This window comes from Kribbella sp. NPDC004875 (assembly GCF_042873375.1).
Lineage (GTDB): Bacteria > Actinomycetota > Actinomycetes > Propionibacteriales > Kribbellaceae > Kribbella.
Genome location: NZ_JBIALI010000001.1, coordinates 1531305 through 1556724 on the forward strand (window position 1 = coordinate 1531305; position 25420 = coordinate 1556724).

The window sequence follows — 25420 nt, forward strand, 5'->3', positions numbered from 1 at the left end:
TTCATGCCCAAGAACGTGCCGCGTTCGGCCCTCGCCCGGACGCCCGATTTTCAATCTGTGGAGAACTCGTGCCGCACCCAGACGTTCGGCTCGACATAGACCGCACGATCACCGACGACGTCGCACTCGACCGGGACGAGCGCGCCCGGGACCTCGACGGGCCCGCTGCAGTCGAACGGAAGCCCCGTCCACGATCGCCACTCGGCGAGTGATCCGGCGATCACCCAGGAGGCCGGCGCGACGCCGGTGATCCGCCCGCCGCCCCGGACATGGGTGCGCAGCCAAGGGTCGAACGGCAAACCGTCCGGGCGGATGCGGGACGCATATTCCTGAATCGGGGTGGTGGGCTCGTGGTGTTTGTGGGTTGGGCGGACTGGGGCGTCGAGTACGGCGAGGCCGAGGGCGGCGGATGTGTCGCGGAGGGCGGCCAGGAGAAGCGCGGCGAGGCCTTCGCCCTGGAAGTCTCGAGCGACGCTGATGTTCAAGGCGCAGGCGGTGTCCGGGCGGATTCCGTGACGGGCATCGGAGAAGGCCCACACGACCGACTGCTCCCAGCCACCGGACGGAAACTCCGGACGGTCACCGCGCGCCAGCTGGACGGAGTGGGCGTCGCCGATCGGTTTGCCGTCCGCGGTGGCGATCAGGCAGGTCGAAGCGAAGGCGGTCACCATCTGTGGGAAGTACGCCTCGGAGACCCGGTTGTGGCGCATGAAGGCCGGCCACCCGCCCACGTCGATGTCTGCGTTGGCGAGCTCGGGCCGGTCAGTGACAGTGGTGATCTCGATGGTGCGCCCGGAGGGCAGCTGGTGGCTCCAGTGCCTGGAAAAGGGCATAAAAAAGGCCCGTCATCTGTCTATGACGAGCTCTGCGCGGGTTGGAACCCAGGGTTGCCAGAGGAGCGGCATGCCGGCCTCGGACGGGGTGCGGTTGCCTTTCCGCTCGTTGCAGGAGGCATGGGCGGCCACGGCGTTCAGCCACTCGGTGCGGCCGCCCCTGGATCTGGGTTGGACGTGGTCCATGGTGTCGGCGTTGTCCAGGCCGCAGTACGCGCACCGGAACCTGTCCCGCCGCAGGACGCCGTGTTTGCTGTACTTCATCCGGCCGGCCGCGTAACGCCAGTGCGTGACGACGTACCGGACCAGTCGGAGGACGCGAGGGACCGGGAAAGGGCCGATGGTTCGCTCTCCGTGCGCCTCTTCGACCACGGCGACCTCACGAACCAGCATCCGGATGGCGTGCTGGATCGAGACGGTGTGCAGCGGTTCGTACGACGCGTTCAGGACGATGACGCTCATCCGGTGCCTCCTTCCGGCCGTAGCTGGGAACCACGGCGGTTTGACGCAGGGTCTCAAGCATCCGTGTCCGGTGGGTGAACGGTCAACGGATTTCGTCAGACGGTCACGTGCCGGTACGGCTGCGTGATCGGCGAAGATGTGCTTATGGAATTGAACAATCTGCTCTCCGGCCCACCCGAGACACTACTACCGGTCGACCCGGCCGCGGCGGAACTCGCCGACGGGGCTGCTCCGGCGGACGTCGCGGCCAAGTACCCGACGTCGTCGCTGGCCTGGGCCGTGCTCGCCGAGGGTGCGCTGGCGGACGGCCGGACCATCGAGGGGTACGCGTACGCGCGCACCGGGTACCACCGCGCGCTGGACCTGCTCCGGCGGAACGGCTGGAAGGGTCATGGCCCGGTGCCGTGGGAACACGAGCCGAACCGCGGCTTCCTCCGGGCGCTGGCCGCGCTCGGGAAGGCGGCGGCGCTGATCGACGAGAAGGACGAGGCCGAGCGCTGCGCCACGTTCCTGCGGGACTCGTCGCCGGCTGCTGCCGACGCCCTGAGCTGAAACCCGTTTGTGGGGCTGATCACCCGGCGGGATGATCTGCCGGGTGACCAGCCCTTACGCGCAGGACGGCTTCGGTGCCGGTTTCGAATGGGGACCGGTCGGCGCCGGCGTTCTTGCCGGAGACATCGTCGCGGTGGTGGACGTGTTGTCCTTCACCACGGCCGTGACGGTGGCGGCGGATCGTGGCATCGACGTCTATCCGTACCGGTGGCGCGACGAGACTGCGGTCGCTTACGCCGAGCAGGCCGGTGCGACGTTGGCCGTCGGGCGGTCCGAGGCCGGACCGGGGGACGCGAGCTTGTCGCCGGTCACCATCCGGCGGGCTGAGGGCATCAAGAGGCTGGTGCTGCCGTCGCCGAACGGGTCGACGATCGCGCAGCAGTTGAGTGACGGCGGCGCGACAGTCATCGCGGTGTCGCTACGTAACCGGCTGGCCGCGGCGGACTGGGTGAGAGAGCAAGGCGCCGGTCGCAGGGTGGTCGCGATCGCGGCAGGGGAGCGCTGGCCGGACGGATCGCTCCGGCCGGCAGTTGAGGATCTCTGGGGCGCGGGCGGATTCCTGAGTGCGCTCCGGTACGACGACCTGTCTCCGGAGGCACGAGCGGCGGTGGCTGCGTACGACGCGATTGCCGGCGACCTGCCCCGCGCGCTGTCCGAGTGCGCCGGCGGGCGCGAGCTCACGCAGTACGGCTATCCGGAGGATGTGGCGATCGCGGCGGAGGTGGACAGCAGTGAATCCGTCCCGGTGCTGGTGGACGGTAGACTGTTCCGGTCAACTTGAAGCTTTCGAGGTTTCTGCCCGTTGACAGTGCCGGCAGACGGCGAGCGTCCCCTCTTCATCCCGAAGGGAAGCTGTCTGCCGAACATGGACGGTTCTAGGCGGACGGACAGACCGGCGAAGCTGGACGCCCACGGTCGGGTCCCCGCCCCATCGGGCAGCGGAAGGTCAACCGTGCCGGCTCTCACCGGACGGATGGACGCGTCCAGGAACAGCTACGCAGAGGTATTGCGTACTCCGGGCGCGTGGAAGTTCTACCTGGCGGCCGCCCCGGCCCGGATCGGGATCGCCATGACGGGCCTCGGCATCGTCTGGCTGGTCCATGGATCGACCGGCTCGTACGCCGCCGCGGGCAGCGTCACCGGCGGATTCGCGGTCGCCGAAGCGGTCGCGGGACCACAGGTCGCCCGGCTGATCGACCGTTTCGGTCAGACCCGGATGCTGCCGGTCACCCTGCTCGCCCATGCGACTGCCGTCGCGCTGCTGATCGCCTTGACCCTGACGGACGCTTCGCTGCCGGTGCTCATCGGCACTGGCGTACTCGCCGGTGGTTCGCTACCCCAGATCGGCGCACAGACCGCAGCCCGTTGGTCCCAAGCGTTGCGCGATACGCCGCTACTGTCGTCGGCCTTCGCACTCGAGGCGCTGAGCGTCGGCGTGGCCTTCATGGTCGGCCCCGGCCTGGTGGGAGTGGTGAGCTCGCTCAGCACTCCAGCGGCAGGTTCGGTGCTCGCGACGAGTCTCGTGCTCACGGGTGGGTTCCTGCTGGCAATGCAACGCGGTACGGCGCCGCCGCCGCGGGTCGCCGGTGAACATGGTGGCGCGAAACGCCTTCTGCACAAGCGATTCGTCGGCCTGGCCGGTACGAACGTCGGCGTGGGGCTGTTCTTCGGCAGCATGCAGGTGTCAGTCACCGCGTTCGCCGTCTCGCAAGGTACGCCGGGGCTGGCCGGACCGCTCTACAGCATCACCAGCCTGGTCAGTCTGTTCACGGGACTCGCGTACGGCGCCAAGCGGTGGCGGACCGCGCCGGAGACACAGTTCATCATCGCCTTCGTCTGGCTCGTCGTGAGCTGTGTGCCCTTGATCGCCGCGCAAACCCCGCTGGCGGCGGCGTTGGCGTTGACCCTGCCGGGCTTGGCGATTGCGCCGTTCCAGACCCTGTCGTCCGTGCTGGCGGAGTCCGCGGTCGAGCCCGCCGTTCTGACTCAGGCATTCACCTGGCTGAACTCCGGTGGCGCAGCGGGCATTGCACTGGGTTCCGCCTTCGCGGGCTGGGTCGTCGACGGACACAACCCCCACTACGGCTTCACGGTCGCGCTGGCAGCAGCCGTGGTCGCCATGGCAATGGCTGTGATCGTGAAGTTCAGCGATAGGTGACTTGGCGTTCGGCGGCGGCTCGGGTTGCGTACTCGGCTGGGGTCAGGCCGATCTGCTGTTTGAACTCCTTGGAGAAATGCGCCTGGTCGAAGTAGCCGAGTGATGCGGACAGTTCTGCGAGCTCGGCGACTTCGCCGCGGGCCAGGAGCTCGGCGCCGTCGTGCAATCGGTAGCGCCGCAACACCCACTTCGGACCAACACCGACGTACCGGCGGAACAGGCGTTGCAGCGTGCGGATCGGTACGTCGAAGCGCGCGGTGATCTCGTCGACGCGGGCCACCGAGCGGTCGGCCGCCATCGTGGAGACGATCTCCCGGACCAGCTCGTAGGACGGGTCGGGCGGCGCGAGGTGGTCGCGCAGGAACGCCTCGAAGACCGCGCGGCGGCGGTCGTCGGACTCGGCCTCGAACATCAGGCCGGCCAGCCGGTCGCCGTCGGGGAACACGTCCGTCAACGGCAGCACCTGGTCACACAGCGAACCCACGTCGAGTCCGGTGATCGCGCCGAAGCCGCCGGCCCAGAACTTCACCCCGAACGCCCGCCCGCGCCCGGACAGTTCGCGCTCGAACTTCCGCGTGCAGACCCCGTTCACGAAGGCGCCGCCCGGCTGCTCGAACGTCACGTTCACGGCCGGGAACGGCAGCACCTCGGCCGTGTACGGCTCGTCGAGGTCCCACTCCACGACCCAGTACCACTCGACGAACCGGCCGGCCCGCGGACCAGGCTGGAGACGGTTGAGCGAGCGGTGCCGGGCCTGCTCGCGCGGGTGCAGGATGCCCTTCTCGCTGTCGGCTGGGTGGGTCAACGCCGGCTGTCGCTTTCTTACAAGACCGCCGGGGCGCCGGCGGATTGACTGGATGTCATGACGACGAACACGGTAAACCCCATCCCCGACGGTTATCACTCGCTGACCCCGTACCTCGCCGTCGCGGACGGGCCGAAGGCGATCGAGTTCTACACCTCGGTCTTCGGGGCGGAAGTGGTCAGCCGGCAGGACATGCCCGACGGCAAGGTCGCCCACGCCGAGCTGAAGTTCGGCAATTCGATGCTCCAGCTGAGCGACGAGATGCCGCAGATCGGGCTGCGCGCACCCAGTGGTGACTGGGTGCACTCCTCGCTGGTGCACTACGTGCCGGATGTCGACGCGACGTACGCGAAGGCACTCGAGGCGGGCGCGACCTCGGTCGAGGAGGTGCGGACGTTCCTCACCGGTGACCGGTTCGGCACGGTGATCGACCCGTTCGGGCATCGCTGGGCGATCATGACCCGGGTCGAGGACGTCTCCCGCGAGGAGGGCGAGCGGCGGGTCAACGAGTGGCTGGCGGCCGGCGGTCAGTAGAACCGGAAACGAGGAAGCGGCCCGCCGGAACCGTCCCCTGCGGCAGTTTCGGCGGGCCGCTGACTAAGAGTGTGCACGCGATCACGCAAAATGGCAACCCGTCACTTGATGAAACAGGTACTTGAAACGATTGCTTGGTGATTGTGGACAGGCCCGAAACGCCGACGGCCCGGTCCGGTAGGCTTTGGTCGCAAGAGCCTGGGTACGCCGCCGGATGAATGTCCGGTGAACGTCTCCGGGCTTCACCGTTTCCAGCGTCGGCAGCTACGGGGTGTGAGGACGGCCATCACCCGGCGGCCGGCGCGTGAAGAGGAGGGCTGAGATGCCCGCAATCGTGCTCGTCGGCGCCCAGTGGGGCGATGAGGGCAAAGGCAAGGCGACCGATCTGCTCGGCAACACGGGCGAGGTCATCGACTACGTGGTGAAGTTCAACGGCGGTAACAACGCCGGCCACACGGTGGTGATCGGGTCCGAGAAGTACGCGCTGCACCTGCTCCCGAGCGGCATCCTCACACCGGGTGTGACACCGGTGATCGGCAACGGGGTCGTCGTCGACCTCAGCGTGCTGTTCGAGGAGCTCGACGCGCTGCAGGCGCGCGGGCTGGACACGTCGCGGCTGGTGGTCAGTGCGAGCGCGCACGTGATCCCGCCGTACAACCGGACCCTCGACAAGGTCACCGAGCGGTTCCTCGGCAGCCGGAAGATCGGTACGACGGGGCGCGGGATCGGCCCGACGTACGCCGACAAGATGAACCGGATCGGCATCCGGGTCCAGGACCTCTACGACGAGAAGATCCTCGAGCAGAAGGTCACCGGCGCGCTGGAGCAGAAGAACCAGCTGCTGGTGAAGGTCTACAACCGGCGCGCGGTCGAGATCCGCGAGGTCCTCGACGAGCTGCTCGGGTACGCCGACCGGCTGAAGCCGATGGTCGCGGACACCAGCCTGCTGCTGAACAAGGCGCTCGACGACGGCAAGACCGTGCTGATGGAGGCCGGTCAGGCCACGCTGCTCGACGTCGACCACGGCACGTACCCGTTCGTCACCTCGTCGAACGCGGTCTCGGCCGGCGCCTGCACCGGCACCGGCATCCCGCCGACCCGGATCGACCGGGTGATCGCGGTCGTGAAGGCGTACACCACCCGCGTCGGTGAGGGCCCGTTCCCGACCGAGCTGCTGGACGCCGACGGCGAGTGGCTGCGCACCCAGGGCGGCGAGTTCGGTGTCACCACCGGCCGCCCGCGGCGCTGCGGCTGGTACGACTCGGTGATCGCCCGGTACGCCGCGCGCGTCAACGGTGTCTCCGACTTCGTGCTCACCAAGGTAGACACCTTGACGGGCCGGGAGCGGATCCCGGTCTGCGTCGCGTACGACGTGAACGGTGTCCGGCACGACGAGATGCCGATGACCCAGACCGACTTCCACCACGCCGTCCCGGTGTACGAGGAGTTCGACGGCTGGTCCGACGACATCTCCGGCTGCCGTTCCTTCGACGACCTGCCGAAGGAGGCGCAGACCTACGTCCGCGCCGTCGAGTCGCTCAGCGGTGCGCGGATCTCCGCCATCGGCGTGGGTCCCGAGCGCAGCCAGATCGTCCAGCTCTGACGCCGTCCGGCCTCCCCGTCATCCGTTGCCGATGACGGGGAGGTTGCGGATGAACGGCGCGTTCCGCAGGTCGCCGACGGTCGGGCGCTGGATGTTGGGCGTCTGGATCGGCGTCCGCGCCCAGTCCGCCCCTGCGCCCTTCGTAGCCTGGTAGAACGTGATGCCGCCGATCGCCAGCAGGACCACGGCGACGAGGACGGACAGCCAGTGCGGACGGAAGGTGTTCCGGGCAGCGATGTGCGCGCCACGGCGCAGCGAACTCCCGCCGGGGCCCCACCAGCAGCAGAAGAGCGCGGTCAGGGCCGCGCTCCCGAAGCCGACGGCGGACAGCGGCTGCCAGTTGAGGTCGTACGTCGTTGCCGCCACTGCGGTCACGATGCCGCCGACAACGACTGCCGTGAGCAACGGCAGGATCAGGCAGGGCAGCGTGACCAGCGCCGCGGTCACGAGCCGCAGCGGGCTGGCGGCCGCAGCCACGACGCCATCTGACCTTCCAGATCGACCACGGACCTGACGACGGCGCATGAGGGCAGTACTCGAGCGGTCGACAGTGCGAGCGAGGACGAGCAGTACTACTGCGACTGCAGCGCCGAGCAGGGGAGTCAGCGCGACCAATCCGGTCAGCGCGAACATGAAGCCGACGATGACCGCCGTACGGCGGCCAGTCGGGGGAGCCTTGACGGGTTGAGCCGGCTGGGGCTGGACCGGGTGCGCCGGCTGCACTGGCGCCGGCGGGCCGGCCTGATGATACGGCTGCGGGTACTGCGGTTGGTATGGCGCCGGCGGACCGCTCTGGTACGGCAACGGCATCCCAGCCGGTGCAGCCGCGTTCGGAGCTGGACTGTACGTCGCCGGGTGCGGCGGCACCTCCGCGACCGGCTTCTTCGCGGCGGCGTCCCGGATCTTGTCCCGGATCGGCGCGAACGCTGACAGCGGGGGAATCACCGGCGGCACCAGCTGCGCCACCTCGGTCGGCGACGGGCCGGCGGGAGGCTCCTCCGTCGGCATGAGCTTCGTCACCAGCCTGGTCGGCGGTACGGCGGCCACTGTGGCGGCATCGGAAGTGGCATCGGCTGCGGTCTCGCGCGGAGGGAGCGCGTCGCGACCCTCGGAGTACCTGCTGAGGCCCGTCATGATCTCGTCCTGCGTCGGACGGTCCGCCTTGTTCGGCGCCAGCGCCGCGGCGAGCAGTGACTTCAGTCGCGGGTCCAGTCCGTCCAGGTCGGCCTGACCGGAGTGGACGCGAGCCAGCACCGCCTCGAACGGTCCCTTGCCGAACGGGCGCCGTCCGGTGGCGGCGAACGCCACAGTGGCCGCCCAGCCCCACCAGTCCGCGGACTCCGACACCATCTCGCCCTCGATGAGCTCAGGCGCCAGGTAGCCCGGCGTACCGATTACCAGGCCGGTCTGGGTGAGCCGCAGGTCGTCGGCGGCCTGGGCGATGCCGAAGTCGATCATCACCGGCTTGCCGTTGCACATCATCACGTTGCCGGGCTTCAGGTCGCGGTGGATCACTCCGACCGCGTGGATCGCCTGCAGCGACTCGGCCAGGCAGCCCGCGAGTGGCAGCCACTTGCGAGGGGTCAGTGGGCCGCGGTCGTCGACCTGCTCGTCCAGTGGACGGCCTGGTACGAAGCGAGTCACCAGGTAGGGCCGTTCGCCCTCCAGGTCGTGAGCCAGGATGCCGGCGACGCCCGGGTGGCTCACCTTCTGCAGTGTGGTCGCTTCGCGTTGCAACCGCGCGCGGGCGATCGGGTCGTGGGCCACGTGCGGCCGCAGTACCTTGAGCGCGACCTCCTGGCGCTCGGGCCCTTCGGCCAGGTAGACGACACCCATGCCACCCTGTCCGAGCCGCCGGATCAATCGGTACGGCCCGACCCGCTCTTCCACCGCCTCTTCGTGAGTGGAAGGCGGCCCCCCTGAGACTGACATGCCATCTAAGGTACGTCGGGATCAGATCAACGTCTCGCGATGACCTCGGAGGTAATCGCCGGACTTCCCCGCACCGCCGAAGCTGAACCCATGACCAAGACACCGAAGGCTTACGCGATCGCGTCCCTGCGCAACGTCCGGATGGGCAGCGCCATCGTCGAGTACCTCGAGCGCATCGACGAGACGCTCGCGCCGTACGACGGTCACTTCATCGTGCACGGCGCGCCGCCGGAGCAGATCGAGGGCCGGTGGGACGGGACCCCGATCGTGATCGAGTTCCCCGACTACGACCATCTGCGGGACTGGTACGAGTCCCCGGACTACCGGGAGATCCTGCCGCTGCGCACCGAGAACTCCGACGGCGTGGTGATCTTCGTCGAGGGTGTCGACCGCAAGCACAAGGCAACCGACGTACTGGCGTGATGCGGGCAAGTTGTCCGGCCCAGGACACGTAGCATCGGCCCATGGAGGTGGAGTTCGGTGGTGAGGTCGTCGAGTGGCGTGGTCCGGCGCCGTACTACTTCGTCGCCGTGCCCGAGCGGGAAGGGCTCGCGCTGCGGGAAGCGGCGGCGGCCGCCAACTTCGGCTGGGGTTCGATCCCGATCCGTGCCCGCCTGGGGAGCACCGAGTGGAAGACGTCGCTCTGGACGAAGGACGGCGGCTATCTGCTTCCGCTGAAGGACGCGGTCCGCAAACCCGCGGGACTTGTCCAGGGCGATCCCGTCGAGGTGCGGGTGACGTTCGATGCGCGGCCGCGCGAGCGGAAGGCGCCGACCAGACGGGCGCCCGTTCCGCGCGGATCGCGAGAGCCGGTCAGTGCTGAGCAGTTGACGATCGTTCCGGCCAACCAGGCGAGTTGGGAGGACCTGCAGGCCGTGTTCGGCTCCGGCGGCGACACCGCGCGGTGCTGGTGCCAGCGGTTCCGGATGTTGCCCAAGGAGTCGTGGGCGTCCGAAGGCCCTGAGGAACTCGCGGCCCGGCTCCGGGACCAGACCGCCTGCGGGGATCGAAGCGCCGAGGCCACGAGCGGCCTTGTCGCGTACCTCGACGGCGAGCCCGTCGGGTGGTGTGCCGTCGCGCCGCGCGCGGACCATGCGAGGCTCCGTCGAGACGTCCGCATCCCATGGCTGGAACGCGACGAGGACAAGGCCGACCCCACGGTCTGGGCAGTGACGTGCTTCGTCACGCGGGCCGGTTATCGCCGACGAGGAATCGGCCGTGCGCTCGCCGGCGCGTCCGTCGATTTCGCTGCCGGACAAGGCGCTCGCGCGGTCGAGGGTTATCCGGACCTCGTCGACGGCGGCTCGGTCGGCACGCTCGCGATGTTCGCCGCCGCCGGCTTCGTCGAGGTCAGCAGGCCGAGCAAGCGTCGCGCCGTGCTGCGCATCGACTTCTGATCAACGAGCTCCCCGGCTGAAGAAGCCGTGGCCAGATCTTGGCGAACAGCGGCTTCGTGGCCACTGGTCCGGACCTCGGCCACCCGGGTTGGGTGGAGGTATGCGAATCGAGATCCTGGTGTTCGACGGTGTGGACGAGATGGACGTGATGGGGCCGTTCGAGGTCTGGAGTCACGCAGCGCGGCGGCCGGAGTTCGATTTGGCCCTGGTTGGCCTGGATGGGCCGGCGGAAGTGACCGGGCTGCACGGGTTGCAGTTCAAGGCGCCCGAGGGCCTCGGATCGCCGGACGCGCTCTTTGTCCCCGGTGGTGGCTGGATGAACCGCGCCGAGCAGGGGGCGTGGGCGGAAGCGCGGCGCGGGGTGATGCCGGCTCGCATTGCCGAGCTCGCGCCCTCGCTGCAGTGGATCGGTTCGGTCTGCACCGGCTCGATGCTGCTCGCCGAAGCCGGACTGGTGAAAGGCCGTCCGGCCACGACGAACCGGGGTGCGTGGGCCGAGCTCGAGGCGTTCGGCGCCGACCTGAAGACGAATCGGGTCGTCGACGACGGCACCCTGGTCACCGCGGGTGGGATCACCTGCGGGATCGACCTCGCGCTGCACGTCGTCGATCGCGAGCTCGGTGCCGAGGTCGCCGACGGGATCGCGGGTGCGATGGAGTACGTCCGTGACCGGGATGTGTGGACCGCCAGCACTCACTAACGCGGCTCCGGGGCCGCGTCGTGGGCCTGGCCGAGCGTGCCGGCCGGTGCGGCGCGGAGGTTGGTGAGTGCTGGGGGTCCGGAGTCAGACAGCGAGCTCGGGGTAGACGGCGGTCAGGTCGAGTGCCGTCGCGGCCTTGGCGCCGCGGGCGGTCTCATCGGCGAGTACCTCGTGCGCGCCGGCCTCGATGCCGTCGAGCGCGGCCTTCGCGATGTCCTCGGGGCGGGACTTCGGTGCGGTCACGGCGGTCGTCATGTCGGTGTCGACGTACCCCATGTGCAGGCCGGTGACGCCGATGCCGCGCTCGAGCAGTTCGAGGCGGATCGCGTTGGTCTGCAGCCAGAACGCCGCCTTCGTCGCGGAGTACGCGCCGTGCCGGGCCACCCAGGACAGCGCCGAGTGGGCGTTCAGGATGTGACCGCCGCCGTTCCGCTCGATGATCGGGACGAACGCGCGGGTGAGCTGCAGCGGACCGAAGAAGTTCGCGTCGAACACCGTGCGGATCTCGTCGATCGGGGCGTCGAGGTAGGTGTCCGGCGAGCCGGCGCCGGCGTTGTTGATCAGCACCGTGACGTCCGGCGCGGCCGCGGCCAGTGCGTCGATCGAGGCCTGGTCGGTGACCTCCAACGGCAGCGGGACGACGCGTGGGTCGTCGCTGGGACGTGGTGTCCGGGCGGTCGCGTAGATCTTCGCGACGCCGCGGGTGAGCAGGTCGTCGACGATCGCCTTGCCGATCCCGCGCTGGCCGCCGGTGACCAGGACGACAGCTCCATCGAGTGTGGTCATGAGGACTCCAAAGAAGAGGAAACCGATCTGTTCCCGCCACCGTAAACCGATCGGTTTCCGATTTCAAATCCAGCCGGTACCCTCGAGGCATGAGCACTTCGGCGACTCCCCGTGAGCGGCTTCTGGACGCCGCGGGCGAACTCTTCTACCGCGACGGCGTCAACATCGGAGTGGACGCGCTCTGCAAGGCGGCCGGGGTGTCGAAGAAGTCCATGTACCAGCTGTTCCGGTCGAAGGACGAGCTGATCGCGGAGAGCCTGGCGAGCCGCGGACCGGCGTACCAGGTCCTGCTGCGGCCGGGGGTGGAGGACGAGCGGCCGCCGCGGGAGCGGATCCTCGCCGTGTTCGAGCGGCAGGACGCGATGGTGGCTGACGGCAACTACCTCGGGTGCCCCTACGTGAGTACGGCGGTGGAGCTGAAGAATCCCGAGCACCCGGGCTCGGTGGTGGCGCGGCACTTCAAGCAGCAGCTCACCGACTTCTTCCACCGGGAACTGGTCGCTGCCGGCGCGGAGGACCCGTCGACGCTGGCGATCCAGCTGACGATCATCTTCGACGGTGCGAGCGCGCGGGCGGTCGTCCGCGCCCAGCCGCTCGGCGGCATCGGTGCCGCCACGGCCGCCGCCCTGCTCGACGCCGCCGGCGTGCGGTCCGGCGAACTCGCCGTGCGCTGAGACCCGGCGCGGCCGACCTGGAGCTGCGCAGCCGAGGCGTGGGAAAGATCCTCGCTTTGTTCCGCTGACCTGGGACAAAGCGCTGCCGTGTTCCATCGAGTTCCGGTACCGGCAGCCCCTTGACCACGGTCGTGAGGCGTCGTGAAACTGCCTGGGAAACCGCTGTCCTACCGCCCCCGAAGACAGGACACCGCCATGCGAAAGAAGCCCCTCGTCCTGGCCGCGGCATGTGCCGCGTTGGTTGCCGGGACCCTCAGCAGCCCCGCGATCGCCGCCTCGAACGCGCCCGCGGCCGTCGATGCGCCGACGGCGTTCACCCATCCGGGCGTCGGCGTCAGCACGGCCCAGCTCGACTTCGTCCGAGCGAAGGTACAGGCCGGCGCGCAGCCATGGACCAACGCCTTCAACCAGGCGAAGAGCAGTGCGTACGCCGCACTCTCCCGTACGCCGAAACCACGCGCGACCGTGGAGTGCGGACCGTACTCGAACCCGAACTACGGCTGTACCGACGAGCGTGAGGACGCGATCGCGGCGTACACGGACGCACTGCTGTGGTACCTCACCCGTGACGACCGCTATGCACAGAAGTCCATCGAGCTGATGGACGCGTGGTCGGCCACCATCCGCGACCACACCAACAGCAACGCCCCGCTGCAGACCGCCTGGTCCGCGTCGTCGTGGCCGAAGGCCGCGGAGATCATCAAGTACAAGTACGGCAACTGGCCGAACGCCGGCCGCTTCGCCACCATGCTCCGCACCGTCTACCTGCCCGAGATCATCAACGGCTCGAACTCCAACGGGAACTGGGAGTTGAGCATGACCGAGGCGATCCAGGGCATCGGTGTGTTCCTCGAGGACAAGGCCGTGTACGACAAGGCGATCGCGCTGTACCGGCTGCGCGTGCCGGCGTACGTGTATCTGGAGTCCGATGGCGCGCTGCCGAAGACGGTGCCGAGTCAGAACCTCGACACCCGCGACAAGATCGTCAGCTACTGGCAGGGCCAGGGGACGTTCGTGACGGGCCTGACCCAGGAGACCTGCCGCGACTTCACCCACACCGGCTACGGCATCTCGTCGATCTCACATGTGCTGGAGACTTCCCGCATCCAGGGCGTCGACCTGTACCCCGAGTTCGGTGAGCGACTCCGCCAGGCTCTGGGCTTCCAGTCCCGCTGGGAACGCAATCTGGAGCCGGTGCCGTCCTGGCTGTGCAAGGGCTCGGTGAACCGTGGCCTCGGCCCGATCACCGAGGTCGGCTACAACGCGTTGCACACCCGGCTGGGGATCGCGATGGCGAACACGCAGGCGCTGACCGAGTCCAAGCGCCCCGCCGGGTCCAACAACCTGTTCGTCGCGTGGGAGACGCTGACCCACGCGGAGAACCCGTCCTAGCAGGACTCCGGGAGGGCCGGTGCTTCTGCCCCGCCGGCTCTCCCGGACCGGATCAGCAGTGCGCCTCGCCGCGCTTCCAGTAGCCCTGGAAGGAGATGGCGGCCTTCGGCATCCCCAGGACGTTCACCAGGTGACGGCGTACCGCTTTGATCATTGACGACTCGCCGGCGACCCAGGCGTAGTCAGGGTCGAACGGCAGCGCGGCTGACTTCAGCGCATCCAGCACCGATCCTTCGGTCACCCAGGTGACATCAACAGAGCCCGCCAGCGGCCGGATGTCAGCAGCATCCGGTACGGCGACGAACACCGCGGCCTGTACCGCGGGAGGGAGCTCCTCGAGGATGCCGGCCAGTGCTGGGAGCGCCGTCTCGTCCGCGACGAGGATACGGCGCACGCTGGTCGCCGGTGGGATGTAGTCGACGCCGGAGTGCAGCAGACCCTTCGGACTGGTCGTGTCGACCGCGAAGGGCAGCAGCAGGCCCACCTCGTCGCCCAGCTTCGCTTCGCTCACCCAGGCCGACGCGGGTCCGTTCACCCCGTGCAGGACGAACTCGACGTCCAGTTCGGCCACCTCCGGGCGGAGTGCCCGCACGGTGTAGGTCCGCATGATGAACCGCTCATCGACCGGCTGCGCACACCAGTCGGCGTACCACTCGGGTCCCGAGGGCAGGCTGATCGCCTTGCCGTTCGGCGGCGCGAGGAGGACCTTGATGCGCTGGTCCGGTCCGGCGGTGACCGACCGCGCGATCCGCGGTGCGACGAATGTCACGCGGCGCAGATGCGGGCTCAGGTCCTCAACGGCCGCCACGGTGGCGAGGAGCGAGTCGAACACGATCGGCCGCTCGAGCACGGTAGTCATGCTGAGGTTTCTCCATAAACTCTGCAGGGGGACTCGGATGCAGACCCGAAGGTGGTCGGGGTACTCTGAGGCATCTAGAGGTTAGCCTTACCTAAGAGGATCCCGAAAGTCCAATGCCCCCGCCCAGCGCTGTCACTTCCGCCGAGCCTGATCTGCCTGACACGCCTGACCCGGAGTCCGCCCCCGCACGCCCGCGGCGCCGGACCCGCCGGGCGACGCTCGTCGCCGGACTGATCGGCTGCGTGGTCCTGTTGGTTCTGGTGTGCCTGCTGAGCATCGCGGTCGGGTCCAAGCAGATCCCGCTGCCCACCGTGATCGATGCCCTGCGCCACTACAACGAGGCCGACACCGACCACGTGATCGTGCGGTCACTCCGCGTGCCGCGGACGCTGATCGGTCTGCTGGTCGGAGCGGCCCTCGGGCTGTCGGGAGCGTTGATGCAGGGTGTGACCCGCAACCCGCTCGCCGATCCGGGGATCCTCGGAGTCAACGGCGGCGCCGCGCTGTTCGTTGTCGGGGGCATCTACTGGTTCGGGTTGTCGACGCTGACGGCGTACGTCTGGCTGGCCTTCCTCGGTGCGGCCGCGGCGTCGGTCGCGGTCTACTTCCTCGGGTCGCTCGGTCGGGAGGGCGCGACGCCGGTGAAGCTCGCGCTCGCCGGTGCGGCGCTGACCGCGATGCTCGGGTCGCTGACGACGGCGCTGCTGATCGGCGACGTCGACACCTTCGACCAGTTCCGGTTCTGGTCGGTGGGATCGTTCGCCGGCCGCGGTTCGGACATCGCGGCGCAGGTCGCGCCGTTCATCCTGGTCGGGATCGTGCTGTCGCTGTTCTGCGGACGAGTGCTGAACGCGTTGTCGCTCGGGGACGACGTGGCGAAGTCGCTCGGCCAACGGGTCGGACTCGCCCGGTTGTTCGTGGCGGTCGTCGTCGTACTGCTCTGTGGCGCGGCGACCGCGGCGGCCGGCCCGATCGGGTTCATCGGCCTGACCATCCCGCACGTCGCGCGGTTGGTGACCGGGCCGGACTACCGGTGGATCCTCCCGTACTCCGCTCTGCTCGCCCCGATCCTGCTGCTCGGCTCGGACGTGATCGGCCGCGTCGTCGCGCTACCCGGCGAACTGCAGGTCGGCATCGTGACCGCGGTCCTGGGCGCCCCGTTCTTCATCGCCCTGGTACGGCGGCGGAAGCTGGCCGATCTGTGATGACGACCGCCGAAGCAGTCGCTGTCATCACGCGCGCCCGCGCGGCGCGGCGGGCCCGCACCCTCGTGGTCGTCGTCGCGCTCGCGGTCGCGGTGTTCGCGACGTTCTGTGTCTCGCTGTCGCTGGGTGACTTCAAGATCCCGGTGATCGACGTGGTCAAGACGCTGTTCGGTGGCGGCGACAGGGCGACCGAGTTCATCGTGAACCGGCTCCGGCTACCGCGGGCCCTCACCGGCCTGCTGGTCGGTACGGCGCTGGGTCTGTCCGGCGCGATCTTCCAGAGCATCGCCCGCAACCCGCTGGCGAGCCCCGACATCATCGGCGTGACGTACGGCGCCAGCGCGTTCGCCGTGTTCGCGATCGTGACCCTGGGACTCACGGGGGTCGCGGTGTCCGGGCTGGCGATCCTCGGTGCGGTACTGACCGCTTTCATCATGTACGTGCTCGCCTGGCGGCACGGGGTGTCGAGCTACCGGTTGATCCTGATCGGGATCGGCATCGGGGCGATCGCCACCAGCATCACGTCGTACCTGCTGACCAAGGCCCGCGTGGAGATCGCGCAGCAGGCGCTGATCTGGCTGACCGGGAGTCTGAACGGACGCGACTGGTCGAACGTGCGGTCGCTGGCGATCACGTTCGTCGTCCTGCTGCCGTTCATGGTGTTCCTGGTGCAGCAGTTGCGCATCCTCCAGCTCGGGGACGAGACCGCGTACGGGCTGGGGCTGCGGGTGGAGGCGTCGCGGCTCGGGCTGATCGTGATCGCGGTCCTGCTGGCCGCGGTGGCGACGGCGGCCGCCGGGCCGATCGGGTTCGTGGCGTTCGTAGCGCCGCCGATCGCGCGGCGGCTGACGCGGTCACCAGGGCCGGCGATGATCACGTCCGGGTTGCTCGGGGCGCTGGTCGTGGCGCTGTCGGATCTCGTCGCACAGCACGCGTTCGGAGACACGCAGCTGCCGGTCGGTGTGGTGACGGGTGTGGTCGGTGCGCCGTACCTGATGTTCTTGCTGGCGCGGGCGAACCGGGTCGGGAGTGGTGGCTGAGATGGAGGAGAAGTCCGTGGAACACAGCCTGGCCGCCGAAGGTCTCGCCGTCGGGTACGACCAGCGGGAGATCATCCACGACCTGTCGGTGCGGATCCCGACCGGGAAGATCACCGTCATCGTCGGCGCCAACGCGTGCGGCAAGTCGACATTGCTGAAGACGCTGGCGCGGTTGCTGAAGCCGTCGCGCGGGACCGTACTGCTGGACGGGAAGAGCATCCAGCAGATCCCGACCCGGGACGTCGCGACGAAGCTCGGGCTGCTGCCGCAGTCGCCGACCGCGCCGGAGGGGATCACGGTCGCGGACCTGGTCGGTCGTGGGCGATACCCACGGACGCGGTGGATCCGGCAATGGTCGAGGGAGGACGATGCGGCGGTCGCGGAGGCGATGACCTCGACGGACGTCCTGTCGATCGCGGACCGGCCGATCGACGAGCTGTCCGGCGGCCAGCGGCAGCGGGTGTGGATCGCGATGGCGCTTGCGCAGGAGACCGATATCCTGCTGCTCGACGAGCCGACGACGTTCCTCGACCTGACGCATCAGTTCGAGGTGCTGGACCTGCTGGTGGACCTGAACAAGTCCGACGACCGGACGATCGTGCTGGTGTTGCACGACCTGAACCAGGCCTGCCGGTTCGGCGACCACCTGATCGCGATGAAGGACGGCGCGATCGTTGCTGAGGGCAACCCGTCGGAGGTGATCACCGAGGACGTCGTCCAGGACGTGTTCGGGCTGGCGGTGAAGGTCGTGCCGGACCCGGTCGCCGGTACGCCGATGGTCGTCCCGATCGGCCGGCACACGACCCGGACGCAGGTGGATGCCGAGCCGTCGTACGACGGTGATGGCGCGCCGACCGCCAACACCGCCAACACCGCCAACACCGCCAACGCCGCCAACACCGCCAACGCCGCCAACCCTGCCGCCGCGGCGCTCGCTGCCAGCGCGGCGGCGAACGGGGTCTGCCGCCCGACCGACCGCTAGCTTCCGCGGGTCGCCGTACGCCGGATGTCCACAGGTCGTGGAGATCGAGCTCGGTTTTGGTCGGTGCGGGTGGCTATCGTGGCCGCCATGTTGTCAGCGCTCGGGTATCACCGGTCCGTCCTGGCGGTTGTCCGCCGGGTGGACGAGCCTGCCTGGACGGCGTTGCACGGCGGTCCCGAGGGTTCGCTCGACGACGTCCTGTTGCGGAACGCGTACCGGCTGGAGTCCGACGCGCACCCGGTAGTCTTCCGAGCCGGGCAGCGCGCGGCGCGGGCGCTCGAACTCGACGAGGACATCGACTACTTCCAGGTGAGCGGCGACCCGAACGCGGCGTACCTGCATCAGGCCGGCAAGGCGGTCATCCTCTTCCAGGGGGCGTTGCTCGACCGGCTCGACGAGGACGAGCTGACCGCCGTGATCGGGCACGAGCTCGCGCACCGGCTGCTCTGGCAGGCGGAAGACGGTGGGTACCTCGCGGTCGACCGGTTGTTCGACGCGGCGATGGGCGACGCTCGGACGCCGTCGCAGTACCTCGAGACCCACCGGCGCTGGTCCCTCGCGACGGAGCTCTTCGCGGATCGCGGGGCGCTGACGGCGTGCGGCGATCTGAGTACGACGATCCGCGCGCTGCTGAAGCTGGAGACGGGGCTGAGTACGGCGGACCCCGCGGCGTACCTGCGGCAGGCGGAGTCGCTGGACCTGCGGTCGGGGAGTCGTGGGAACACCCATCCCGAGGCGGTGGGGCGAGCGTGGGCGCTGAAGAAGTGGAGCGACGGCGAGGACGTCGAGGCGCTGATCACCGGGCCGCTCGACGTGGACGCGCCGGATCTGCTCGATGCCGAGCTGCTGCGTGCGCTGAGTCGAGACTTCGCGGCGGCTGTTGCACAGACCGAGGGGCTGCGCACCGATGCAGTCGCGGCCGCGGCGGCCGGGTTCGACGATACGCAGATGCCGATCGCCAGGTCAGAGCGTGCTGTGCGGTTCGACGAGCCGCTGACGGTTCGGCCGGTGGACGGTGCGCCCGTGCCGCCGCCGCGCCCGCTCGCGGCGGCGACCACGCGGTACCTGTGTTATCTCCTGCTCGACCTCGCCACGGCCGATCCGGAGGCGGGTGACGAGGGGCTGATCGCCTCGCTCGCGATCGCGCGCCGCTCCGGCCTGACCGGGTACGCGGACATCGCGGACGACGAGCTCGGGTGGAGCGACAAGCAGCGGAGCAAGCTCGTGCAAGCGGCGGGGGTGGCCGGATGAGTGCCGAGGATCTCGTCGCGCTGGCCGTCTCGCAGGGCGGTCTCGGCAACGACGCGCTGCTCGCGGCGGTGCTGCCGTTGTTCCACGAGACGGCCGCGGTGCACGAGCGCGGCCTGGTCGCACCGTTGCGCGGTCTGGATCGGATCGTGGTCGACGACCAGAACCGGCTCGGCTTCGCGCCTCAGGACGCGGGCCGGCCGACGCTCGCACCCGCCGAGATCGAGACCCGGCAGGGGAAGCGCCCGACCGCGGTCGAGGTGGTGGCTCATCGGCAGACAGACTTCGATCTCGGTGAGAGCGGCGGCGGCGAGACCGTGGTCGTCCCGGGGCCGGTTCCGGAGGCGATCACGGCGCCGACGCCGGTGGCCGGCTGGCAGAGCTGGGAGCACGTGGTCGGTCACCACGATCAGCTCACCGACATCTTCAGCCTCGGGCAGCTGCTGCTCGCGCTGGGCTGCGGGCTCGACCTGTCCCGGACGGCGGACGTCAGCACCCTGATCGATGCCCGCGGCAACTTGTACCGCCTGGACCCGGACCTGCACCCGGTGATCGTCTCGGTCGCCGCGCAGATGGCCGAGCCGGACCGGCATCGCCGCGCGCAGGACCTGCACTCGTTGATCGAGCAGCTGGAGAACTACCGCGACCAGCCGCTCGACTTCGATGTCGAGGCGATCGTGCGCGGCGCCGCCGACCGGCGTACGGCGGTGCTCGGTGCGCTGCGCGACCGGCTCTTCGACCTCTCCCGGCGGAACCGGCTGATCAACTTCCGCCCGACCGCGCAGACGCTGAACGTCACCGAGGTGTCGGTGCCGCTGATGCTCGACGTACGGACGATCCGCTCCGAGCAGCTGTTCACCTGGCGCGACGAGCTCGCTGACCAGCTGCTGAAGAAGGCACAGCCGCTGGGCAAATGGATCCGGTACGACGAGGCGCCGTACGCCGCGAACACGTTGGACAAGCTGATCTCGACGGCCCGCCGGGACCGGGCGGACTACGGGCAGGACCAGCTGCGGTTGGTGCCGGCGTTCCTGCGCTGGCACGACCTGAAGAACGACCGCGACACCCGGCTGGCGTCGCCGCTCGTGCTGGCGAAGGTGGAGCTGACGAAGAAGCGCGGCGTCCGGGACTCGTACACGCTGCGGATCACCGATCCGATCGCGGAGGTGAATCCGACGCTGCGGCACAGCCTGCGGCAGCTGTACGGGATCTCGCTGCCGGAGACGGTCGACCTGTCAGCGCCTGGCGCGTTGCGGGACCTGCACCAACGGCTCGCGAAGGAGATCCAGGCGACCGAGCCGGGGCTGCAGTTGCATCTGCGGGAGAAGCCGCGGATCGATCTGGTCCGGCAGCGGGCGATGACGCGGCTGCGGACGTACACCCGGCGACGGCGTGGGAACTTCGCGACCGGGTTCGGCGGGAAGCAGTACCCGTATTCGTACCGGCGGTCGGACTACCAGCCGCTGGGGGTGCAGATCTTCCGGACGCAGATCGCGCAGCAGACCCTGCCGCTGGGAATCACGCTCGGTGCGGAGCCGCGGCGGCCGGCAGCGATCGAGACCGACGTGTACTCGATCGACACCGAGGGCGGGCCGTACTCGTGGGACGTCGACCTGTGCGCGGTCTCGCTGGCGAACTTCAACTACCGGACGTTGGGGCTGGTCCGGGACTACGACGAGTTGCTGACGACCGGGGAGTCGGCGGCGTCCTTCGACCACCTGTTCTCGGATCGGCCACGGCCGGTGGGGAGCTCGCTGCCTGAGTTGCCGCCCGCCGATCGGCATCTGGTGGTGCCCGCGGACGGGTCGCAGGTGGCGGCGATCGCGCGGGCGCGGCGTGGCGAGAGCTTCGTGATCCAGGGCCCGCCGGGGACGGGGAAGTCACAGACGATCACGAACCTGATCGCCGATTTCGTGGCCCGGGGGAAGCGCGTGCTGTTCGTCTGCCAGAAGCGAGCGGCGCTGGATGTCGTCCATGCCCGGTTGGCGAGCCGGCGGCTGGACGGGTTGTGTGCCCTGATCCACGACTCGCACGGCGACAAGAAGGCCTTCGTGCACGGGCTCCGGGAGACCTATGACTCCTGGTTGTCGGCCGAGGACGACCTGGATGCGTTGACGGCCCGCCGCGCGGACCTGGTCGCTCGCGTCGACCGGCTGCTGGCGACGGTCGACGCCTTCGAGGATCAGCTGGCGGCCGGCACACCGCGCCTCCGCCACCTGATCAACCGCTTGGCTGCACTCCATGACCATTCTTGGGCCCCGTCCGACGACGCTCGGGTCCTGCCGAGCGCCGGGGAGTGGTGGAAGTCGCAGGACGATGTGCGCGAGGTCGCGTACGCGCTGGCAGCGGCTGACCCGGCGACCGGCGGGGTGCTGGCGCGGAGCCCGCTGGCCTTCCTCAGAAGCTTCGACGACTCCGACCTGTCCGGCGCAGCCCGCGAGCTCCGCGCGCGGTGGGACGCGGTCGCGAACGCGCTGGCCGCACTGGATCTGGAACGCACAGCCGTGCGCGACGTCCGGGCGCACGCTCGGCTCGGACGGTTGCTGGAGCCGTTGGCGGCCTTGGACCGGCTGGAGGCCATCGTGCCACGGTCGGAGGTGGCCCGCGAGCTGTCGGATGCCGCGGCCGAGCGGAAGAAGCTGGTCGCGGCCGAGCGAGCCGCCTGGAAGGAGGCCGCCGGCTGGCAGGAGCCGTTGGCGCCGGCCGACGCCCGATCCGCCCTGAAAGTTGCCGAAAGCAAGGAAGGTGGCACGTTCTCCTTCCTCAGCGGTGACTGGCGCCGGGTGAAGAGCCTCGTCCGCTCCCGCTTCGACAGTACGACGCGTTCGGTGCAGCCGTCCGTCACCGAGATCCTCACCGACCTGGTGGCCGCCCAGTCCGCGTCGGCGGCCGTCGAGGAGCATGCCGAGCGGACTCGTCACGACTGGGCCGCGGACGACCCGCGGGAACTGATCGACCACCTCGCCGCTGCTCGCAAGAGCATTCCCGACTGGCGATTCGCACTCGGCGACGGTGCTGCCGCCCAGCTGGCCCGGCTCGCGGATGCGGTCGACGACGCCGCAGACGTGACTCAGGACCTGCTCGCCGACCACTGGGAGACCTTGACCGTCGACGGTCTCCGCGACCTGGCCGATCGCCTCGCCGCCGCGAGTCCCGTCGTACGGGCTGTCGGGCCGAAGCTGCGAGATCTGGCGGATGCGGTGTCGGCTGCGCTTCGTCAGCTCGACGCGACGCCGGACCAGCTCGAGTACGCCGTCTGCGCCGCGGAGTGGGAGCGGGCCAGGTCGGCCGCGGCGCTGCAACTGTCCTCGGAGCGGGTCGACGCGATCGTGGGCGAGCTGAGTATGGTGTACGACGACTTGACCGAGCTCAACGCCGAAGTGGTGGTCGCCCAGGTTCGCCGGCGGTTCCTCGCCGAGGTCGAGCACTCCGAGCGCAGCGTGACCGGGATGTCGCCGGAGGAACGCGAGCGGAAGAAGACGTTCGCGACCGGGCGCCGCGAGGTGGAGCACGAGTTCGGCAAGGTCATGCGGTACCGGTCGATTCGCGACCTGGCGTCCGGCGCGCCGGGTGCGGTGGTCTCGGTGCTGCGCCCGGTCTGGCTGATGAGCCCGTCGTCGGTCTCCGAAACGTTGCCACTGACAACGTCCTTCGACGTCGTGGTGTACGACGAGGCGAGTCAGATCCCCGTGGAGGAAGCGATCCCGGCGTTGCATCGCGCGCCGCAGACGATCGTCGTCGGTGACCAGATGCAGCTGCCGCCGACGCAGTACTTCCGGGTGCGGGACGATCAGGTCGACGTCGACCTCGAGGACGAGGCGGCCGAGCAGGTCGGTATCGCGCTGACCGAGGACAGCTTCCTCTCGATCAGTGCGTTGCGGCTGGCGTCGACGATGCTGACCTGGCACTACCGGAGCCGGTCGGAGGCACTGATCTCGTTCAGCAACGCGGCGTTCTACCAGGGCAAGCTCGCGACGGTTCCCGATCGGTTGCCGCCGCACACCGCGCCGCCGTGGACGCTGCGGTCCGATTCCCCGGTGGCCGAAGTGTGCGACAGCCTGCTGGCCGGAAGCATCACCGCGGTCCGGCTGGTCGACGGGGTCTACGACCGTCGGACCAATCCGGCGGAGGCCCGGTGGATCGCTGCGCTGGTGCGCGAGGTGCTGACCCGCGAGACCGGCAAGAGTCTGGGGATCGTGGCGTTCTCCGAGGCTCAGCAGGGCGAGATCGAGCGGGCCCTCGAAGAGCTCGCGAACGGCGATTCGGCGTTCGCCGCGGCGTACGAGGCGGAGCAGGTGCGGACACGCGGCGAGCAGGACGCCGGGTTGTTCGTGAAGAACCTCGAGAACGTGCAGGGCGACGAGCGCGACATCATCCTGATGAGCGTCTGCTACGCCGCCGGTCCGGACGGCCGGATGCTGATGAACTTCGGTCCGATCAACACCTCGGGCGGCGAGAAGCGGCTGAACGTGATCTTCAGCCGGGCACGCGAACACATGGTGGTCGTCAGCAGCATCGAGCCCGACGCGATCACCAACACCTACAACGACGGGGCCAACACGCTGCGCCGGTTCCTCGCGTACGCCGCCGCGGTCTCGCGCGGTGACAACGTGGCGGCGAAGTCGGCGCTCACGTCGTACGGCGTGAGGTCGCCGGCGCGTGCGAAGACGTCGACGGCGGTGGTCGGCCAACTCGCGGCGGCACTGGAGGCGCGCGGCGTCGAGGTGGACGCTGCCGTCGGCGAGTCGGTGTTCCGGTGTGACCTCGCGCTGAAGCTGCCTGACGACGACGGCTATCGGCTCGCGGTCCTCGTCGACACGCCGGATCGCGTCGCCGCCGACACGCTGCTCGAGCGGCTCACCACGCACCCGAGCGTCCTGACGACCACCGGCTGGCGGGTCCACCACGTCCTCACCACGGACTGGACCCGCTCACCGGAGACCGTCGTCTCACATCTCCTCGACGCGCTTCACCGTCCCGTCGACTGACTCATCAACAGCTTGGCGGCCACCGTCGCGCCGTCCGTCGTGACCGCGCCGCCCACCCGCGCGGCCTCCGCCCGCGTTTCCGGACGCAGGGCGATCTCGAGCGCCGCTGCCAACGATTCGGTCGTCGGCGCCGAGCGCTCGTGTGCGGCACCGATCCCCAGCGCGGCGACTCGCGCGGCCCAGTACGGCTGATCCGCGATCAGCGGTACGACGACTTGCGGCGTACCGGCCCGCGCGGCCGTGGTCGTCGTACCCGCACCTCCGTGATGCACCACGGCCGCCACCCGCGGGAACAGCGCCTGCTGGTTGATCTCGCCGACCACCAAGCAGTCCTTGCCCTCGTCCGCGAGGTCCAACCCGGCCCAGCCGCGGCTCAGCAGAACCCGTCGGCCGTGCGCGCGGCACGCCTCGATGGCCAGCTCGGCGATCCCCTTCGGCGCGTACGCGGCCATGCTGCCGAACCCGACGTACACCGGAGGATCGCCGGCCGCCAGGAACACCTCCACGTCGGAAGGCAGCGGGCGGTCGTCAGGCAGGATCCACGCACCGGTCTGGACGACGTCGAGCTCGGTCAGGCCCTTCGACGGACACAGCGTCGGATCTGCCGCGAGCCACGGGTGATCGGTGAGCACGTAGTCGCGGACGTTGTCGATCGGCGGCAGACCGATCGCGGCCCGCTCCCTGTTGAGCGCCGGACCGTACAAGGCGTTCACGCGCTCGGCGTCGTGCTCCCACAACACCCGCCGATCGGTCTCACCTTCCGGTGACGGCGTACCGGGACGTGCTCCCGGCGAGAAGTGTTGCGACGGAATGCCTCCGAGGTGGAAGCAGGCGAGGACGTAGCCGATGCCGAGTTTGTCCGCCACGTCCCGGGCCCCGGCCGGCATCAGGCCGGTCGCCACGATCGCATCGGCGCCCTGCGCGACAGCGCCGAGCGTTTCGAACCGCGCGGCGACCAGCCGCGGCGCCAGCTCGAACGCTGCCTGGCCCGACGGCGGTTTCGGCGCCGCGACCACCGACTTCACCGACGGCCCGAGCGGCACCAGCGGTACGCCGGCCCGCGCCAGCAACGCCTCGAAATCGTCGTCCGGTGGCGCGCACACCGTTGCCTCCGCGCCGAGTTCCCGCAGCGCGACCGCGAGGCCCGCCAACGGCTCGACGTCTCCGCGCGACCCCCAAGTTGCCAACACACAACGCACAGATCATCTCCGCTCCCCCAGCTCGCTCTGAGCTGATCGACCGACAATTCTGCGAGACGAACCGGGGCTTG

The 25420-nt window shown here is 69.4% G+C and carries 22 protein-coding genes; 15 read left to right on the forward strand and 7 right to left on the reverse strand.

Annotated features, from left to right (window positions below; genetic code table 11):
• Positions 1 to 50: 50 nt before the first annotated feature.
• Both ACFYRH_RS07405 and ACFYRH_RS07410 read right to left on the reverse strand, forming a co-directional pair.
• Positions 51 to 833, reverse strand: coding sequence for an N-acetyltransferase (locus ACFYRH_RS07405; RefSeq protein WP_387769598.1), 783 nt, complete (start codon positions 831 to 833; stop codon positions 51 to 53).
• Positions 834 to 845: 12 nt separating this feature from the next.
• On the reverse strand, positions 846 to 1295 hold the full coding sequence (locus ACFYRH_RS07410) for an HNH endonuclease (RefSeq protein WP_387769601.1): 450 nt from the start codon (positions 1293 to 1295) through the stop codon (positions 846 to 848).
• A gap of 144 nt (positions 1296 to 1439) precedes the next feature.
• Here ACFYRH_RS07410 and ACFYRH_RS07415 point away from each other — a divergent pair, with 144 nt between their 5' ends.
• The 3 genes from ACFYRH_RS07415 to ACFYRH_RS07425 all read left to right on the forward strand — a co-directional run bounded on the left by ACFYRH_RS07415 (position 1440) and on the right by ACFYRH_RS07425 (position 4005).
• Complete coding sequence (locus tag ACFYRH_RS07415; RefSeq protein ID WP_133786014.1) at positions 1440 to 1847, forward strand: DUF3151 domain-containing protein; 408 nt, start codon at positions 1440 to 1442, stop codon at positions 1845 to 1847.
• 43 nt (positions 1848 to 1890) lie between these two features.
• Entirely contained in the window at positions 1891 to 2628 is a 738-nt protein-coding gene (locus ACFYRH_RS07420; protein ID WP_387769604.1) for a 2-phosphosulfolactate phosphatase, read from the forward strand.
• A 171-nt stretch (positions 2629 to 2799) separates the two neighbouring features.
• Positions 2800 to 4005, forward strand: coding sequence for an MFS transporter (locus ACFYRH_RS07425; RefSeq protein ID WP_387769607.1), 1206 nt, complete (start codon positions 2800 to 2802; stop codon positions 4003 to 4005).
• On the opposite strand, the gene ACFYRH_RS07430 is transcribed toward ACFYRH_RS07425, so the two are convergent.
• Positions 3992 to 4810, reverse strand: coding sequence for a DUF6597 domain-containing transcriptional factor (locus tag ACFYRH_RS07430; RefSeq protein WP_387769610.1), 819 nt, complete (start codon positions 4808 to 4810; stop codon positions 3992 to 3994). The two genes, ACFYRH_RS07425 and ACFYRH_RS07430, sit on opposite strands and share 14 nt — an antisense overlap.
• A 57-nt stretch (positions 4811 to 4867) precedes the next feature.
• On the opposite strand from ACFYRH_RS07430, the gene ACFYRH_RS07435 reads away from it, so the two are divergent.
• Together ACFYRH_RS07435 and ACFYRH_RS07440 are read left to right on the forward strand one after the other, a co-directional pair.
• Positions 4868 to 5344: a VOC family protein gene (locus tag ACFYRH_RS07435; RefSeq protein ID WP_387769613.1), complete on the forward strand. Its 477-nt coding sequence runs from the start codon at positions 4868 to 4870 to the stop codon at positions 5342 to 5344.
• 322 nt (positions 5345 to 5666) lie between these two features.
• Positions 5667 to 6947: an adenylosuccinate synthase gene (locus tag ACFYRH_RS07440; protein WP_387769616.1), complete on the forward strand. Its 1281-nt coding sequence runs from the start codon at positions 5667 to 5669 to the stop codon at positions 6945 to 6947.
• 18 nt (positions 6948 to 6965) lie between these two features.
• Here the strand turns inward: ACFYRH_RS07440 and ACFYRH_RS07445 are convergent, their stop codons facing one another.
• Entirely contained in the window at positions 6966 to 8879 is a 1914-nt protein-coding gene (locus ACFYRH_RS07445; protein WP_387769619.1) for a serine/threonine protein kinase, read from the reverse strand.
• Positions 8880 to 8969: 90 nt separating this feature from the next.
• Between ACFYRH_RS07445 and ACFYRH_RS07450 the strand changes: the two genes are divergently transcribed.
• From ACFYRH_RS07450 to ACFYRH_RS07460, 3 genes are all read left to right on the forward strand, one after another.
• On the forward strand, positions 8970 to 9302 hold the full coding sequence (locus ACFYRH_RS07450) for a DUF1330 domain-containing protein (RefSeq protein WP_387769622.1): 333 nt from the start codon (positions 8970 to 8972) through the stop codon (positions 9300 to 9302).
• Between the two features lie 41 nt (positions 9303 to 9343).
• Positions 9344 to 10276 (forward strand): GNAT family N-acetyltransferase, encoded by a 933-nt coding sequence (locus ACFYRH_RS07455; RefSeq protein ID WP_387769624.1) that lies wholly within the window; start codon positions 9344 to 9346, stop codon positions 10274 to 10276.
• A gap of 100 nt (positions 10277 to 10376) precedes the next feature.
• Positions 10377 to 10976 (forward strand): DJ-1/PfpI family protein, encoded by a 600-nt coding sequence (locus ACFYRH_RS07460; RefSeq protein WP_387769627.1) that lies wholly within the window; start codon positions 10377 to 10379, stop codon positions 10974 to 10976.
• A gap of 84 nt (positions 10977 to 11060) precedes the next feature.
• Here the strand turns inward: ACFYRH_RS07460 and ACFYRH_RS07465 are convergent, their stop codons facing one another.
• Complete coding sequence (locus tag ACFYRH_RS07465) at positions 11061 to 11762, reverse strand: SDR family oxidoreductase (protein ID WP_387769630.1); 702 nt, start codon at positions 11760 to 11762, stop codon at positions 11061 to 11063.
• Between the two features lie 89 nt (positions 11763 to 11851).
• Here ACFYRH_RS07465 and ACFYRH_RS07470 point away from each other — a divergent pair, with 89 nt between their 5' ends.
• Positions 11852 to 12436 (forward strand): TetR/AcrR family transcriptional regulator, encoded by a 585-nt coding sequence (locus ACFYRH_RS07470; protein ID WP_387769633.1) that lies wholly within the window; start codon positions 11852 to 11854, stop codon positions 12434 to 12436.
• 195 nt (positions 12437 to 12631) lie between these two features.
• Positions 12632 to 13828 (forward strand): alginate lyase family protein, encoded by a 1197-nt coding sequence (locus tag ACFYRH_RS07475; RefSeq protein WP_387769636.1) that lies wholly within the window; start codon positions 12632 to 12634, stop codon positions 13826 to 13828.
• Positions 13829 to 13880: 52 nt separating this feature from the next.
• Here ACFYRH_RS07475 and ACFYRH_RS07480 read toward each other — a convergent pair whose 3' ends face one another.
• Positions 13881 to 14687 carry a siderophore-interacting protein gene (locus tag ACFYRH_RS07480; protein ID WP_387769639.1) on the reverse strand — a complete coding sequence of 269 codons (807 nt, stop codon included), beginning with the start codon at positions 14685 to 14687 and terminating at the stop codon, positions 13881 to 13883.
• A gap of 113 nt (positions 14688 to 14800) precedes the next feature.
• On the opposite strand from ACFYRH_RS07480, the gene ACFYRH_RS07485 reads away from it, so the two are divergent.
• From ACFYRH_RS07485 to ACFYRH_RS07505, 5 genes are all read left to right on the forward strand, one after another.
• On the forward strand, positions 14801 to 15892 hold the full coding sequence (locus ACFYRH_RS07485; protein ID WP_387769642.1) for a FecCD family ABC transporter permease: 1092 nt from the start codon (positions 14801 to 14803) through the stop codon (positions 15890 to 15892).
• On the forward strand, positions 15892 to 16932 hold the full coding sequence (locus tag ACFYRH_RS07490) for a FecCD family ABC transporter permease (RefSeq protein WP_387769645.1): 1041 nt from the start codon (positions 15892 to 15894) through the stop codon (positions 16930 to 16932). The genes ACFYRH_RS07485 and ACFYRH_RS07490 overlap by 1 nt, the downstream gene beginning before the upstream one ends.
• Position 16933: 1 nt before the next feature.
• Complete coding sequence (locus ACFYRH_RS07495) at positions 16934 to 17914, forward strand: ABC transporter ATP-binding protein (protein ID WP_387769648.1); 981 nt, start codon at positions 16934 to 16936, stop codon at positions 17912 to 17914.
• Positions 17915 to 18001: 87 nt separating this feature from the next.
• Positions 18002 to 19165 carry a M48 family metalloprotease gene (locus tag ACFYRH_RS07500; protein WP_387769651.1) on the forward strand — a complete coding sequence of 388 codons (1164 nt, stop codon included), beginning with the start codon at positions 18002 to 18004 and terminating at the stop codon, positions 19163 to 19165.
• Positions 19162 to 24150 carry an AAA domain-containing protein gene (locus ACFYRH_RS07505; RefSeq protein ID WP_387769654.1) on the forward strand — a complete coding sequence of 1663 codons (4989 nt, stop codon included), beginning with the start codon at positions 19162 to 19164 and terminating at the stop codon, positions 24148 to 24150. The genes ACFYRH_RS07500 and ACFYRH_RS07505 overlap by 4 nt, the downstream gene beginning before the upstream one ends.
• On the opposite strand, the gene ACFYRH_RS07510 is transcribed toward ACFYRH_RS07505, so the two are convergent.
• Positions 24132 to 25340, reverse strand: coding sequence for a glycosyltransferase (locus tag ACFYRH_RS07510; RefSeq protein WP_387769657.1), 1209 nt, complete (start codon positions 25338 to 25340; stop codon positions 24132 to 24134). The two genes, ACFYRH_RS07505 and ACFYRH_RS07510, sit on opposite strands and share 19 nt — an antisense overlap.
• Between the last annotated feature and the right edge of the window lie 80 nt (positions 25341 to 25420).